Below are 14,141 nucleotides of genomic sequence, written 5' to 3'. Positions count from 1 at the left end.
ATCGGGCCTTGTCTGATTCGTCCCTGCCGCTCGCTCCGAGATGATTCGGTGGCGACATCAGCTCCACAGGCGCTCGCGAGCAGCCTGCCGGCCCTGGTGACCAGGGCCACGCTGGCGCCCGACGGCCCCGCTCCCTAGGGTCCGGGAGGGAGCAGTTAACAAACCTTTCTGGAGGACGGGTGCGCGGCCTGCGGCGCTGGTGGGACGACACGGCCGGCGGGCTCCCCGCCACCTTCTGGTACCTCTGGTCCGGCCTGCTCATCAACCGGGCCGGCGCCTTCGCGATGCTCTTCCTCTCGCTCTACCTGACCGCCGCGCGGGGCGCCTCGGCGTCGCTCGCCGGATTGGTGGTCGGGGCGTACGGGGCGGGCGGCGCGGTCGGCACCCTGCTCGGCGGGGTGCTCGCCGACCGCTGGGGACGCCGGGCCACCCTGCTCGCCGCCCACCTCGGCGCGGCCGGGCTGATGGTGGCGCTGGCGTTCAGCCGGCACCTGGCGGTGATCGCCGTGCTGGCCGCGCTGGTCGGCGTGGTGCACTCGATGCCCAGCCCGGCCTTCGTGGCGGCCATCGTCGACGTGGTGCCCGAGGACCGCCGGGCCCGCGCGTTCAACCTCCAGTTCTGGGCGTTCAACCTGGGGATGGCGGTGGCCTCGCTGCTGGCGGGCGTGCTCGCCGAGGCGAGCTTCCTCGCGCTCTTCCTGGTCGACGCCGCCGCGACCCTGGCGGCGGCGGCGGTGATCGCCCTGAAGGTCCCCGAGACTCTCACCAGCCGCACCAGGATCCGCGTCCCCTCCGGCGGCCGGCGGCCGGGGCTGCACACCGCGCTGACCGACCGCGTCTTCCTCGTCTTCGTCGGGCTGACCTTCCTGCTGGCCGTGCTCACCATGCAGACCTCGACGATCATGCCGCTGGCGATGCGGGCCGACGGCCTGCGCCCGTCGGCGTACGGCGTGGTGGTGGCGCTCGGCGGGGCGCTCATCGTCGCCGGGCAACTCTTCGTGCCCCGGCTGATCGCGCCCTACCGGAAGGCGACCGTGCTGTCGGTCTCCACCGGCCTGATGGCGCTCGGCTTCGGCGCGCTGACCGTCGCCGACCACCTGCCGGTCTACCTGGGCGCGGCGGTGGTCTGGACGGTTGGGCAGATGCTCGCCGCGCCGCCGAACGCCCAGATCAACGCGGACCTCGCGCCGCCGGAGCTGCGCGCCCGCTACCAGTCGGTCTTCTACCTGACCTTCCCGGCGGCGTCGTTCGTGGCGCCGGCACTGGGCGGGCTCAGCCTTGAACACCTGGGCGAGCGGCACTGGCTCGTGGTGGGCGGGTTGGGTCTGGTGGCGGCGGCCGGCCACCTGCTGGCCGGTCCGTCCCGGGAGCGCCGGGTCGCCGCGCTGCGGGCCGCCGCCGCGGACCGCGAGGAGGCGCTGGCCAGGGGCCGCTGAGCTCGTAAACGGCGTCGAGCGCCCACCCTGACCCCCGTCAGGATGGGCGCTCGCACCGTACGCCCGGCGGCGGCGGGCGACACTCACCCCCGTAAGCGTCGCCCGCTCGCGCCGCCGGTTCCACGGGTGGCACCGTCCCCCAACGGTGTGCTCCACCCGATCCCTCGCGCCTCGCTTGCGCGGATCTGATCGATCCGCCGCTCCCCCGAACGATTCCAAGCGTGGCGCGGTGCAATAAAGTTAGTTCGCCCGGATTCCGGATTCAACCCAGTTCGCTGTCTTGCCCGTCACAGCCCCTGTGTCGGAAATCCAGCTGTCCCTACTCCGGGCCTCGGGATGGCCAACAGTGGATCCCCGCCAGCCATTCCCGTAAACCTCAGCCGTCCTCGCGATTTGGGTTCTCGGTCCGGAAAAAGTTGCTCTGCCGGCCGTCCCGCATCTGCTCCTGGTAGATCAGGTTCAGGCCGCGCAGGTCGAAGGTCCGGAACCAGTCATCCCAGCTGATCTCCCGGATCCGGCTGCTCTCCCGGTAACCCGGGATGTTGAACGTGAGCACGCCCGCCCGGCCCTCGCGCTCGGTGCCGGCGATGGTGGCCGGCCTGGCCCCCCGCGCCCGCGCCCAACGCTGGATCACCTCGTGGTTTGCGGTCACCAGGCTCCGGCCGGGACGCTCCGGACGATCCGCCAGCGACGTGATCTGCTGGGACGACAGCACCGAACGGGACGACGACCGGCCGCCACGGATGCCCGTCGCCGGCGCGGCCGCCGTACCGGCGCCCCTGGCGGGCGCGGCCTTCGCGGCGGCCGCCTTCCGCGCCGGGACCGCCCTCTTCGCGGCGGGCGCCTTCTTCGCCGCCGGGGCCCTCTTCGCGGCCGGCGCCTTCTTCGCCGCCGGCGCCCTCTTCGCCGCCGGCACCCTCTTCGCAGCGGCCGTCTTCCTCGCCGCCGGCGCCTTCTTCGCAGCGGCCGTCTTCCTCGCCGCCGGGGCCTTCTTCGCGGCGACCGTCTTCCTCGCCGCCGGGGCCTTCTTCGCCGGGGCCCGCTTCGCGGGGGCGGCCTTCTTGGCCCGCGCACCCGTGGCCTTCGCGGTGGGTGCCGCCTTGGCCGCGGCGGCCCGCTTGGCCGGCGCCTTCTTGGCCGCCGCCTTCTTCGTGGCCGCGGGCCGCCCGGCCGGCCCGGTGGCCCGGCGTGCCGCGCCGCCACCACGGCTCTCCGCCCGGAGGGTCCGGGCCAGGGTCTTCACCAGTTCCGGCTTACGCAGCGCGGAGATCCCGGAGACCCCGCGTCGGCGGAGCTGGCCCCGGAGGTCGTCGACCTTCATCCGGGAGATCGCGGATTCGGAGATTTCCGGCGTGTTCGGAGCCTGGTTGCCGGCTTGCCGCTTGGTCCTGGTCGCAGTCGTGCCGCGACCTGAGCTGATGCGCTGAGCCATGGGACACGCTCCTCGACAGTCCGTCCTCGGCCCGCGGTGGGTCCCAGTGCCGCACCGCGCGGTGCGGCATACCCGTCAGGACGGGTCCGAACCTCCGAGGCCCGAGGTCGCGCCGGCCGACGGCGGGAACAGGTGCGCGAAGGCGGCGAGGTTGGCCGTCGACTCGCCCCGCTTGACCCGCCACTCCCACTCGCGGCGGATGGCGGTGCCGAAGCCGATCTCCAGCATGCTGTCGAAGGACTCGTCGGCGTAGGTGAGCACGGCGCCGAGGAGGCGGTCCAGCTCCTCCTCGTCCACCCCGGCCAGGTTGACCCGCCCGGTCAGGTAGACGTCGCCGACCGCGTCGATGGAGAAGGACACCCCGTACATCCGGGCGTTGCGCTGGAGCAGCCAGGCCCAGAGCTCCTCGCGGCGCTCGTCCGGCTGGCGCATCACGAACGCCTCGACCCGCAGCGCGTGCTCGCCGACGATCAGGTTGCAGATCGTCTTGAGCTTGTGCGTCCCCGGCAGGGTGACCGCGTACGACGTCTCGCCGGTGGACTCCCACTCCAGCTCACGCTCGGCGCAGACCGACTCGATAAGCGCGGCGACCTCACTCCTGCGGCTCATCGCACCCACTCTACGGTCGCTGCCCCGGCCCCGCCGTGCCGCGACCGGTCACCAGGAACAGGAGAGCGCCGGGTCGCCGGAGAGCTGGCCGGCCAGCCGCGCCCGCTGCTCGGCGATCGCCTCGCCGTAGACGGCCAGCAGCCCGGCGGCCGTGCGGTGCCAGGAAAAGTCGCGGGCGTGCCGCTCGGCGCCCCGGGCCAGGGCCAGCCGGCGCAGCCGGTCCGGCAACAGGCGGGCCAGCGTACGGGCCCAGTCGACCGGGTCGTGGCCGTCGATGAGCACGCCGCTGACCCCGTCCTTCACGGCGGTCACCAGACCGCCCACGGCAGCGGCCAGGACCGGCGTGCCACAGGCCTGCGCCTCCAGCGCGACCAGCCCGAACGACTCGTTGTGCGACGGCACCGCGACCAGATCCGCGGCGCGGTAGAGGGCGGGCAGATCCTCGCCGGTGCGCGGCGGCAGGAAACGCACCCGATCGGCGACGCCGAGCGAATCGGCCAGCTCGATCAGCGCGGTGGGCCGGTCGAGGCCGCTGCCGCTGGGGCCGCCGCAGATCACCACAGTCACCTCGTCGGCGAGCGCGGGATCCCGCTCGCGCAGCGCGGCGACCGCCCGGATCAGCACGTCGGGAGCCTTGAGCGGCTGGATCCGGCCGACGAAGGCCACCACGTAGCCGGAGGTGGGGAGGCCGAGACGGCGGCGGGCGGCGCGTACGGCGGCGTCCCGGTCGCCGGCCGCCGGGCGGAACCGGTCCAGGTCGACGCCGGGCTCCACCACGGCCACCCGGCCGGGGTCGGCTTCGTACCGGTCGATCAGGTCACGGGCCTCGACCCGGGTGTTGGCGACCAACCGGTTCGCCTCGGCGACCACCTGCTCCTCGCCGATCACGCGGGCCTTGGGCTCGGGCCGGTCCCCGGCGGCGAGCTGGGCGTTCTTGACCTTCGCCAGGGTGTGCGCGGTGTGCACCAGGGGCACACCCCACCGCTCCTTGGCCAGCCAGCCGACCTGCCCGGAGAGCCAGTAGTGCGAGTGGATCAGGTCGTAGTGGCCGGGCGGGCGGGCCGCCTCGGCGCGCAGCACGCCGGCGGTGAAGGCGCAGAGCTGGCCGGGCAGCTCCTCCTTGGTCAGCCCTTCCAGGGGGCCGGAGGTGACGTGCCGGACGTGCACGCCGGGCGCCATCTCGACCACCGGCGGCAGGTCACCGGAGGTGGCCCGGGTGAAGATCTCCACCTCGACGTCCGCCTCGGCCAGCCGCCGGGCGACCTCGAGGATGTAGACGTTCATGCCGCCGGCATCGCCCGTGCCGGGCTGGTGCAGCGGCGAGGTGTGCACGGAGAGGGTGGCGATCCGCCGTGGCCGCGGCCACGGCAGGGCACCTCGCTGACGACCGACACCGGTGTGCAACTCCGCCACGTCCGCTCCCTCTGTCACGGTTGATGCCGTCCCGCACGACCGGCGCTTCTCGGTCAACCTCCGCGCCGGATGTCATCTTCCCCATCGGGCTTCGGAAATGCGCCACTGCCGGGTCCGGGCGTGACGGACCTCATCACCGCGCCCGGGCGGGGGCCGGGAGACAATGACCGGATGACCTCTGTCGCCATCGTCACCGGTGCCTCCAGCGGGATCGGCGCCGCCACCGCCCGCCGCCTCGCCGCCGAGGGTTTCCACGTGCTCGCCGCCGCGCGGCGTACCGACCGGCTGACCGGCCTGGTCGCCGAGATCGCGGCGGCCGGCGGCGCGGCCACCGCGGTGGAGTGCGACGTCACCTCGGACGAGTCGGTCGCCGGCCTCGCCGCCGCGGCCGCCGCCGCGCCCGGCCCGGTCACCCTGCTGGTCAACAATGCCGGCGGGGCCCGCGGCCTGGACCCGGTGGAGTCCGCCTCGGTGGGCGACTGGCAGTGGATGTACGAGGTGAACGTGCTGGGAACGGTCCGGGTCACCCAGGCGCTGCTGCCCGCGCTGGAGGCGTCCGGCGCCGGCACCATCGTGATCATCAGCTCCACCGCCGGTCAGGTCGTCTACGAGGGCGGGGGCGGCTACACCGCGGCCAAGCACGCGCAGACGGCGGTCGCCGGCACCCTCCGGCTGGAGCTGTGCGGCCGACCGGTGCGGGTGATCGAGATCGACCCCGGCATGGTGCGCACCGAGGAGTTCGGCCTGGTCCGGTTCGGCGGCGACGCCGACAAGGCGGCGGCCGTCTACGCCGGGGTGGCCGAGCCGCTGGTCGCCGAGGACATCGCCGACTGCGTCGCCTGGTGCGCCACCCGCCCGCACCACGTGAACATCGACCAGCTGGTGGTCCGTCCGCTGGCCCAGGCCGCCCAGCACAAGGTGCACCGGGTGAGCTGATGAAACCGCTGGGCGTCGTCACCCGCGGGACGACGAATCCCAACCGACTCCGGCGGGTGGACAACTGGATCGTCGAGACCTGCGGGGACGCGCTGCGCGCCGCCGCCGACCCGCTGGTGGTCGATCTCGGCTACGGCGCCACCCCGATCACCGCCGTCGAGCTGCGGGCCCGGCTCGCGGCCGGGGTCCGCGCCGACGTCCGCGTCGTCGGGCTGGAGATCGATCCGGTCCGCGTGGCCGCCGCCCAGCCGGCCGCCGACCCGCCCGGGCTGACCTTCGCCCGGGGCGGCTTCGAGCTGGCCGGGCTGCGTCCCGCCCTGGTGCGGGCGTTCAACGTGCTGCGCCAGTACGACGAGGGCGAGGTCGCGGCCGTCTGGCGTACGGTCACCGAGCGGCTGGCCCCGGGCGGGCTGCTGGTCGAGGGGACCTGCGACGAGCTGGGGCGGCTCGGCAGCTGGGTGCTGCTCGACGCGGCCGGCCCGCAAACCCTGACCCTGGCCGCGAAGCTGACCACGCTGGAGAGTCCGGCCCAGCTCGCCGAGCGGCTGCCGAAGGCGCTGATCCACCGCAACGTCCCGGGCGAGCCGATCCACGACCTGCTCCGCGCCCTGGAGAGCGCCTGGCAGTCGGCCGCCGGCTACGCCCCCTTCGGCCCCCGGCAGCGCTGGCTGGAAACGGTCAAGTCACTCAAACAGGACTGGCCCGTGCTGACCCGCCCCCGCCGCTTGCGCCACGGCGAACTCACCGTCCCCTGGCCCACCATCGCCCCCACCTGACCCACCCTGCCGCCTGCCGGCCGCGCGTTCTGCCCGATTTGTCGCCGCCAACTTCACGATCAACGGGGCGAAAGGGAGGGTGGGTCAGATGACGCAGTTGATGAGGACGGGTTCGGGGTGGAGGGTGACGGCGAAGCGGTCGTGGACGCCGTCGCGGATCTCCCGGGCCAGGGCGACCAGGTCGGCGGTACGGGCCGTGCCGCTGCGGTTGGTCAGGGCGAGGGTGTGCTTGCTGGAGATCGCCACGCCCTCCGGGCCGGCGTAGCCCTTGCCGAAGCCGGCCTTGTCGATCAGCCAGGCGGCGCTGAGCTTGACCCGGTCCCCCGGGCAGGGCCAGGAGGGCGGCTCACCGAGGTCGGCCGCCCGTTCCCGGAGCACCTCGTACGCCTCTCGCTCGAGCACCGGGTTGGTGAAGAACGAGCCCACCGACCAGGTGTCCGGGTCGTCCGCGTCGAGCACCATGCCCTTGCCGGCGCGCAGCCGCAGCACGGCGGCCCGGGCGTCGGCCAGCGGCACCCGGTCGCCCACCTCGACGCCGAGCGCGCGGCCCAGCTCGGCGTAGCGCACCGGAGCGGAGAGCGGGGAGCGGGTGAGCCGGAAGTCGACCGAGAGCACCACCCACCGGTCGCTGTACTTGAAGATGCTGCCCCGGTAGGCGAACCCGCAGTCGGCGGCGGCGACCAGGACCACCTTCCGCTGGGTGCGGTCGTACGCCTGCACGGCGGTGATCGTCTCGGCCACCTCCTGGCCGTACGCCCCGACGTTCTGGATGGGGGTGGCGCCGGCCGAGCCGGGGACGCCGGAGAGGCACTCCAGCCCCGACCAGCCCTGCGCGACGGTGGCGGCCACCAGATCGTCCCAGGGCTCACCCGCCTCGACACGTACGGTGACGGTGCCGGCGTCCTCCGCGACCACCCGGTAGCCCCGGGAGCGGATCAGCACGACGGTGCCGGGGAAGCCCTGGTCACCGATCACCACGTTGCTGCCGCCAGCGAGGACGAGGACCGCTTCGTCCCGCGATTCCGCTTCCTGCACCTTCTGTACGATTTCCTCGGCGCTGGTGGCGGTCTCCAGTCGGCCGGCGGGGCCACCGAGGCGGAGCGTGGTGTAGCGCGCCAGGGTGGCCGGGTCGGTCGGGTCGGCTCCGGTCGCCGGTTCGGCGTAGACGTCTGACACGCCCTTCACCCTAGGCTGAGGGGTAGCCGCGGCACCCACTGGTGGCCCGGTCACCCCCGGGAGGATTGCGATGAGCAGACTGCACGGCACGAAGGACTTCTGGATCGGCGCGCTGCGGACGGAGGGCCCCGCCTTCGCCGCGGCCGTCGCTGAGGCACCCCCGGAGACTCCGGTGCTCTCGTGTCCCGGCTGGACGGTCTCCGACCTCGCCCGTCACCTCACCCGGGTCTACGTCTGGGCCCGCACGGTGGTGACCGCCGGGACCGCCACCCGGCCGGAGCGGCACGACCCGGAGCCGGCGGCCGACCTCACCCCCGTCGAGTCGTTCCGCCGCGAGCACGACCGGCTGATGACGCTGTTCGAGGGGCTGGACCCGGAGGCCCCGGCGTGGAACTTCGCGCCGCAGCCGAAGAAGGCGGGGTTCTGGCCGCGCCGGATGGCCCACGAGACGGCGGTGCACCGCTGGGACGCCCAGCTCGCGATCGGCGCCGGGGAGCCGATCGAGGCCAAGCTCGCGGCCGACGGGGTGAGCGAGGTGCTGGACACCTGGCTGCCGGCGGGGCGCCGGATCGCGCCGGGTCAGTGGCACGGGGTGGTGCAGTTGACCGCGACCGACGCGGCCCAGCAGTGGTACCTGCGGCTGCGCGGCGAGGGGGTGGCCCTGCTGGACACCGCGACCATCCTCGACCACGACGACCACCGGGCCCGGGTGCAGGTCACCGGCACCGCCAGCGACCTCCTGCTGGCGGCCATGGGCCGGATCAGCTTCGACGCCCTCGGGGTGGCCGGCGACCGCAGCCTGCTGGACGGGCTGCGGGTGGGCTGACCGGTGGGAACGGGGATGACGACGGCACAGCGACCGACCCTGGAGGCGGTGGCCCGGCGGGCGGGAGTGTCCCGGGCCACGGTCTCCCGGGTGGTCAACGGCGCCACCACCGTGGCGGCACCGATCCAGCAGGCGGTCCGCCGGGCGGTCGAGGAGCTGGGGTACGTCCCGAACCTCGCCGCCCGCAGCCTGGTCACCCAGCGCACCGACTCGGTGGCCCTGGTCCTGCCCGAGGCGGCCACCCGGGTCTTCTCCGACGACCAGGTCTTCCCGGGCATCATCCGGGGCGCGGCGCAGGAGCTGGAGGCGGCGGACAAGCAGCTCGTGCTGATGCTGGCCGGCTCGCCGGCCGGCCACGAACGGGTCGAGCGGTACACCACCGGCCGGCACGTGGACGGGGTGCTCTTCGCCTCGCTGCACGGCGCGGATCCGCTCCCCGGCAAGCTGGCCCGGCTGGGCATCCCAGTGGTGTGCAGCGGCCGGCCGCTGGACGGCGTTGAGGTGCCGTACGTCGACATCGACCACGTCGGCGGGGTGGCCAGGGCGGTGCGGTACCTGATCGAAAGCGGCCGGCGGCGGATCGCCACCATCGCCGGGCCGCAGGACATGGTCGCCGGCATCGAGCGGCTGCAGGGCTACCGGAACACCGTCGCCGAGGCCGGGCTGCCGGAGCTGGTGGCGTACGGCGACTTCACCCGGGAGTCGGGCACCGCGGCGATGCGGCAACTGCTCGCCGCGCACCCGGACCTGGACGCGGTCTTCGCCGCGTCCGACCTGATGGCGCACGCTGCCCTGCGCACCCTCCGCGAGGCGGGGCGGCGGGTGCCGGCCGACGTCGCGGTGGTCGGGTTCGACGACATCGAGACGGCGGCGTACACCGAGCCCCCGCTGACCACGATCCGGCAGCCGATAGTGGAGCTGGGTCGGGCGATGACCCGGCAGCTGCTGCGGATCGCCGCGGGCGAGGCGGTCGAGCTGGCGCTGATGCTGCCGACCGAGCTGGTGATCCGCGACTCCGCCTGAGCGTCGGCGCCGGCCGCGGCCGGGGCGGTTAACCGGTCGCGACGACATGGCCCGGGCGCTACGGTCGCCCGGTGACCGGCATCGTGCGCCTGATCCGGGCGCCCCAGCTCTCCGACGTCGCCGAGTACGCGTACGCGGCCGAGGTCGCCCCGCCGGCCCGGCTGGTCTTCGCCGCCGGCGCCTGCCCGCTGGACGCCGAGGGGCGGACGGTCGCGCCCGGCGACCCCGTCGCCCAGGCCCGGCAGGTGATGGCCAACCTGGCGGTGGCCCTGGCCGCCGCCGGGGCCCGGCTCACCGACGTCGTCAAGACCACGGTGTACGTGGCCAGCGGTGACCGCGCCGACCTGGTGGCCGTCTGGCAGGTGGTCCGGGACGCGTTCGGGGACCACGATGCGCCCAGCACCCTGCTGGGGGTGGCCGTGCTCGGCTACCCCGACCAGCTCGTCGAGGTCGAGGCGGTCGCCGCGGTCCGGGCGGAGGTGAGCTGAGTGGCCGTCCGTCCGGCCCGCCCCGCGGACGCGCCCGCCGTGGTGGCGCTGCGCGCGCTGGTCCACCCGTATCTGGTGCACGGCGTCGAGGGCACCCGGCTCGGCTACCGCCCGGTCGCCACCCAGTGGTCCTGCCTGCGCGAGCTCACCCGACTCCGGCCGTTGAACGAGGCTCAGCCCGCCGCGGCGACCCGCGCGGCGACCTCGTACGTCTCGGCGCCGAAGAGCACCAGCCGGGCCTCGGTGACGTGCGTCGGCGTGGCGCCGCGCAGCACGGCGAGCGCCTGGCGGACCGCGTCGTCGACCGGCCAGCCGTAGACGCCGGCCGAGATCAGCGGGAAGGCGACCGCCACCGCCCCCAGCTGGTCGGCGACCGCCAGGCTGTTCGCGTAGCAGCCGCGCAGCAGCGCCGACCGGTCCTCCGCCGCCGAGAAGACCGGCCCCACGGTGTGGATGACCCAGCGGGCCGGCAGCCGACCGGCGACCGTGGCGGCCGCCTGGCCCGCCCCCAGGCCGTCCGGGTAGCGGGTGGCGCGCAGCGATCGGCACGCCTCCAGGATCGCCGGGCCGCCCTTGCGGTGGATCGCGCCGTCCACTCCCCCGCCGCCCAGCAGCGAGGAATTCGCCGCGTTGACGATCGCGTCGACGGGCTGGGCGGTGATGTCCCCCTCGACCAGCATGATCTCCATGTCAGCCCTCCTCGATGGACTGCCCGAGCGACCGGCGGGCCAGCAGCGTGGCGCCGGCGACGGCCGCCGGCATGACCAGCACCGCGCCGAGCGGGATCAGGAAGCAGACGAAGACCGCGGTCCCGAAGCCCAGGGTGGTCGGCCGATCCGCCTTGAGTATCGACCGCCGCTCCGGCAGCCGCATGCCACGCCGGTAGAAGGGGGCGCCGACCAGCTCGAGGGCGAGGAACCAGCCACCCACCACCGCGCCGATCACCGGGACGACCGTCTGACCGACCACCGGGATGAAGCCGGCCGCGAAGAGGGGTACGCCGACCAGCGCGGAGAGGGCCACCAGCCGCAGCGAGTCGCGGATGCTGCGCCGCAGCGAGGCCCAGAACGGCACCTCGACGGCGCCCGGGGTGCCGCCGAGCCGGTCCTCCACCCGCTCGGAGATCTTCTCGTAGAACGGGTCGCCGATGGCCAGGGTGACCGCGGTGAAGGTGAGCACCCCGAGCAGCCCGGCCAGCCCGACGACGGCCAGCCCGGCAACCACCCGGACCAGTGCCCGCCAGGTCGCCGACCAGTCGTCGGCGAACGGGGTGACCAGCGCGGCCAGGTCGTCCACGAAGTACAGCAGGGTGGCGAACGCGGCGACGAAGAGCGCGCCGGAGATCAGCGCCGGCACGATCCCGAGCAGCATCAGCCCGGGGCTGCGGACGTACAGGCCGAGGCCGCGTAGCAGCAGGCCGGCGCCGGAGAGGAAACGGGTGGCGGCGCCGGTCACCGGCGCGGCGAGGCGGGGTACGTCCACGAGCGGACAGCCTAGTCGGGCGGATCAGCCGTTCAGGTAGGCGAGCACGGCGCGTACCCGGCGGTGCGCGTCGTCGGCGGGCGGCAGGTCGAGCTTGGCGAAGATGTTGGTGATGTGCTTCTCCACGCTCACCGGGGCGAGCACCAACGCCGCGCAGATCGCCGAGTTCGACATGCCCTGCGCCATCAGCCCCAGCACCTCGCGTTCGCGCGGGGTGAGCGCGTCCACGCCGGAACGCCGGCTGTTGCGGGTGAAGAGCTGCCGCACCACCTCCGGGTCCATCACCGTTCCGCCGGCCGCCACCCGGTCCACCGCGTCCAGGAAGTCGTCGAGCGCGGTCACCCGGTCCTTGAGCAGGTAACCCACTCCGCCCCGGCCGTCGGCCAGCAGGTCGGCGGCGTACGCCCGCTCGACGTACTGGCCGCCGCCGTATCTCCGCACCACATCGACCAGTTCGACGACCGGCCGCCCCGCTCCGTGAATTCGCATGTCCTCAGCCTCGTCACCGGGCGGCCCGGGCGACACACGGTCGCCCCGTATCTGCGGGGTGGGGACAGCCCTACCGTGGCCGGCGCGCGGCAGGATGGTCGGGTGCGCGCGTCCCGGCTGATCTCGTTGGTCCTGCTGCTCCAGTCGCGGGAGACGATGACCGCCGCCGAGCTGGCCCGAGAGCTGGAGGTCTCCGAACGCACCGTCTACCGGGACGTGCTGGCGCTCTCCGCGGCCGGGGTGCCGGTCTACGCGGACCGGGGCCGGGCCGGCGGCTACCGCCTGCTCGGCGGCTACCGGACCCGGCTGACCGGGTTGACCCGGGACGAGGCGGAGGCGCTCTTCCTGGCCGGGCTCCCGGGGCCGGCCGGCGACATGGGGTTGGCCGACGCGGTCGCCGCCGCCGAGCTCAAGGTGCTCGCCGCGCTGCCACCGAGCCTGCGGGACGCGCCCGCCCGGACCGGGCAGCGGTTCCACCTGGACGTGCCCGGCTGGTTCCGGGAGTCGGCGCCGCCGGCGTGGCTGGCCGAGCTGGCCCAGGCCGTCTGGCGGGACCGGGTGGTCGGGCTCCGCTACCGGCGCGGCGACCGGGAGGTGACCCGCACGGTCGAGCCGTACGGGCTGGTGCTGAAGAGCGGCGTCTGGTACCTGGTCGGCCGGGTCGGCGACGGGTACCGGACGTACCGGGTGGACCGGGTGATCGGCGTGGCGGCGGGCGACGAGACCTTCGCCCGGGACGAGGGCTTCGACCTCGGGGCGTACTGGCGGCAGCAGGCGGAGGCGTTCCTGCGGAGCATGCTGCGGGCCGAGGTCACCGTCCGGCTCAGCCCCGCCGGCCTGCGCGCGCTGCGGCACGTGGCGGAGGCCCCCTTCGCGTACGTGGAGGCGGTGGCCCGCGCCGGCGAACCCGACGGGCAGGGGTGGGTGGTGACCCACCTGCCCGTCGAGTCCGTGCCGGTGGCGTACACCGTGCTGCTCGGGCTCGGCCCGGAGGTGGAGGTGCTCGACCCGCCCGAGCTGCGGGCGCGCTTCGCCGAGGCGGCCCGTCGCTCGGCGGCGCTCTACGACGTGGGGTCGGAGGCTCAGCGGTAACCGGTGTCGCCCGCCGGCTTCCCGGGCTTGACCACCTCCTCGTGGTACCGCGCCCAGTTCGGGCGGGTGCCGTCGAGGTCGGTGAAGCCGTACACCTGGGCCAGCCCGCCGCTGTCCACGGACTTCCCGGTCCAGCGGGCCCGGTCCGGGTCGGCGGCCAGGGCGGCCACCGCGCGCCCGACGAAGGCCGGCGTCTCCGACATGACGAAGTGCGGGTCCTTCGCCGCGCCGTCGCGCCAGTTGGCCTCGGTGACCCCGAAGTGCTCCAGCATCGCCTCCGAGCGGAGCCAGCCCGGGGTCAGCGCCACCGCCGTGCCGCCGTGCGGCGCCAGCTCGTGCGCCTGGCTGAAGGCGAGCCGGTTCACCGACACCTTGGCCAGGTCGTAGAAGACCGAGAGCCGGTACGTGGCGTCGTTGTACTCCTTGGTCCCGTCCCCGATCTCGACGACCAGGCCGCCCGGGTTGCGGATCAGCAGCGGCAGGGCGAAGTGGCTGGTGATGATGTGGGTGTCCACGGCCAGCCGGAGCAGGTGGAAGCCGGCGTCGAGGGGCTGCTCCCAGACGGGCTTCTCCCAGGTGGTCAGCGGGTCGCCACCCCAGACGTCGTTGACCAGCACGTCCAGCCGGCCCTGTTCGGCGTCGATCCGCTCGACCAGGCGGCGTACCTGGTCGGGGTCGAGGTGGTCGACCGCCACGGCGATGCCGGTGCCGCCGGCCGCGGTGACCAGCTCGGCGGTCTCCTCGATGGTCTCCGGCCGGTCCATCTCGGAGCGGCCCTGCCGGGTCGAGCGGCCGGTGGCGTATACGGTGGCCCCGGCCGCGCCGAGCTGGACGGCGATCTGCCGGCCGGCGCCCCGGGTCGCCCCGGCGACGAGCGCGATCTTCCCTGTCAGCGGTTTTGTCATGTGGCCACCGTGGCACCGATACCTGACAGCCGAAGTCCGGTTTTCCGGGTGATCCGGA

Annotated in this window: 14 protein-coding genes and 1 pseudogene; 7 read left to right on the top strand and 8 right to left on the bottom strand. The window is 74.3% G+C overall.

The features are described from left to right. The first annotated feature begins 179 nt into the window (after positions 1–179). Positions 180–1,436 carry an MFS transporter gene (locus Q2K19_RS13835; RefSeq protein ID WP_302771253.1) on the top strand — a complete coding sequence of 419 codons (1,257 nt, stop codon included), beginning with the start codon at positions 180–182 and terminating at the stop codon, positions 1,434–1,436. A gap of 376 nt (positions 1,437–1,812) precedes the next feature. Here Q2K19_RS13835 and Q2K19_RS33335 read toward each other — a convergent pair whose 3' ends face one another. The 3 genes from Q2K19_RS33335 to mshA form a co-directional block, all read right to left on the bottom strand. After that, entirely contained in the window at positions 1,813–2,757 is a 945-nt protein-coding gene (locus Q2K19_RS33335; protein ID WP_368046135.1) for a hypothetical protein, read from the bottom strand. Between the two features lie 186 nt (positions 2,758–2,943). Further along, positions 2,944–3,477: a type III secretion system chaperone family protein gene (locus tag Q2K19_RS13820; RefSeq protein WP_302771247.1), complete on the bottom strand. Its 534-nt coding sequence runs from the start codon at positions 3,475–3,477 to the stop codon at positions 2,944–2,946. A gap of 48 nt (positions 3,478–3,525) precedes the next feature. Further along, the gene (mshA, locus tag Q2K19_RS13815) at positions 3,526–4,890 is read right to left on the bottom strand and encodes a D-inositol-3-phosphate glycosyltransferase (protein ID WP_302771245.1); all 1,365 of its coding nucleotides are present in this window, start codon (positions 4,888–4,890) and stop codon (positions 3,526–3,528) included. 171 nt (positions 4,891–5,061) lie between these two features. Between mshA and Q2K19_RS13810 the strand changes: the two genes are divergently transcribed. Continuing rightward, entirely contained in the window at positions 5,062–5,826 is a 765-nt protein-coding gene (locus Q2K19_RS13810) for an SDR family NAD(P)-dependent oxidoreductase (RefSeq protein ID WP_302771244.1), read from the top strand. Then, complete coding sequence (locus tag Q2K19_RS13805; protein ID WP_302771243.1) at positions 5,826–6,602, top strand: class I SAM-dependent methyltransferase; 777 nt, start codon at positions 5,826–5,828, stop codon at positions 6,600–6,602. Before Q2K19_RS13810 ends, Q2K19_RS13805 begins: the two co-directional genes overlap by 1 nt. 84 nt (positions 6,603–6,686) lie before the next feature. Here the strand turns inward: Q2K19_RS13805 and Q2K19_RS13800 are convergent, their stop codons facing one another. Continuing rightward, on the bottom strand, positions 6,687–7,721 hold the full coding sequence (locus Q2K19_RS13800) for a UDP-N-acetylmuramate dehydrogenase (protein ID WP_302772478.1): 1,035 nt from the start codon (positions 7,719–7,721) through the stop codon (positions 6,687–6,689). A 127-nt stretch (positions 7,722–7,848) separates the two neighbouring features. Between Q2K19_RS13800 and Q2K19_RS13795 the strand changes: the two genes are divergently transcribed. The 3 genes from Q2K19_RS13795 (at position 7,849) to Q2K19_RS13785 (ending at position 10,115) form a co-directional block, all read left to right on the top strand. Next, positions 7,849–8,604 carry a maleylpyruvate isomerase family mycothiol-dependent enzyme gene (locus Q2K19_RS13795; protein WP_302771242.1) on the top strand — a complete coding sequence of 252 codons (756 nt, stop codon included), beginning with the start codon at positions 7,849–7,851 and terminating at the stop codon, positions 8,602–8,604. A gap of 15 nt (positions 8,605–8,619) precedes the next feature. Continuing rightward, complete coding sequence (locus Q2K19_RS13790; RefSeq protein ID WP_302771240.1) at positions 8,620–9,627, top strand: LacI family DNA-binding transcriptional regulator; 1,008 nt, start codon at positions 8,620–8,622, stop codon at positions 9,625–9,627. A 71-nt stretch (positions 9,628–9,698) separates the two neighbouring features. Then, the gene (locus Q2K19_RS13785) at positions 9,699–10,115 is read left to right on the top strand and encodes a RidA family protein (RefSeq protein WP_302771239.1); all 417 of its coding nucleotides are present in this window, start codon (positions 9,699–9,701) and stop codon (positions 10,113–10,115) included. Positions 10,116–10,288: 173 nt separating this feature from the next. Here Q2K19_RS13785 and Q2K19_RS13775 read toward each other — a convergent pair whose 3' ends face one another. The 3 genes and pseudogenes from Q2K19_RS13775 to Q2K19_RS13765 form a co-directional block, all read right to left on the bottom strand. Then, entirely contained in the window at positions 10,289–10,804 is a 516-nt protein-coding gene (locus Q2K19_RS13775; protein ID WP_302771237.1) for an O-acetyl-ADP-ribose deacetylase, read from the bottom strand. Position 10,805: 1 nt separating this feature from the next. Then, positions 10,806–11,597: an EI24 domain-containing protein gene (locus Q2K19_RS13770; RefSeq protein ID WP_302771235.1), complete on the bottom strand. Its 792-nt coding sequence runs from the start codon at positions 11,595–11,597 to the stop codon at positions 10,806–10,808. A gap of 24 nt (positions 11,598–11,621) precedes the next feature. Further along, positions 11,622–12,017 (bottom strand): annotated as a pseudogene (locus Q2K19_RS13765) (LuxR C-terminal-related transcriptional regulator); the annotation flags it as partial. 171 nt (positions 12,018–12,188) lie between these two features. Here Q2K19_RS13765 and Q2K19_RS13760 point away from each other — a divergent pair. Further along, entirely contained in the window at positions 12,189–13,178 is a 990-nt protein-coding gene (locus Q2K19_RS13760; protein WP_302771233.1) for a helix-turn-helix transcriptional regulator, read from the top strand. Here Q2K19_RS13760 and Q2K19_RS13755 read toward each other — a convergent pair. After that, positions 13,169–14,083, bottom strand: coding sequence for an SDR family oxidoreductase (locus Q2K19_RS13755; RefSeq protein ID WP_302771231.1), 915 nt, complete (start codon positions 14,081–14,083; stop codon positions 13,169–13,171). The genes Q2K19_RS13760 and Q2K19_RS13755 overlap by 10 nt on opposite strands. Between the last annotated feature and the right edge of the window lie 58 nt (positions 14,084–14,141).

The organism is Micromonospora sp. NBRC 110009, from assembly GCF_030518795.1.
Taxonomy (GTDB): domain Bacteria; phylum Actinomycetota; class Actinomycetes; order Mycobacteriales; family Micromonosporaceae; genus Micromonospora.
Note: the sequence above shows the minus strand (reverse complement) of the source record. Positions and strands in the feature narration are given on the sequence as shown.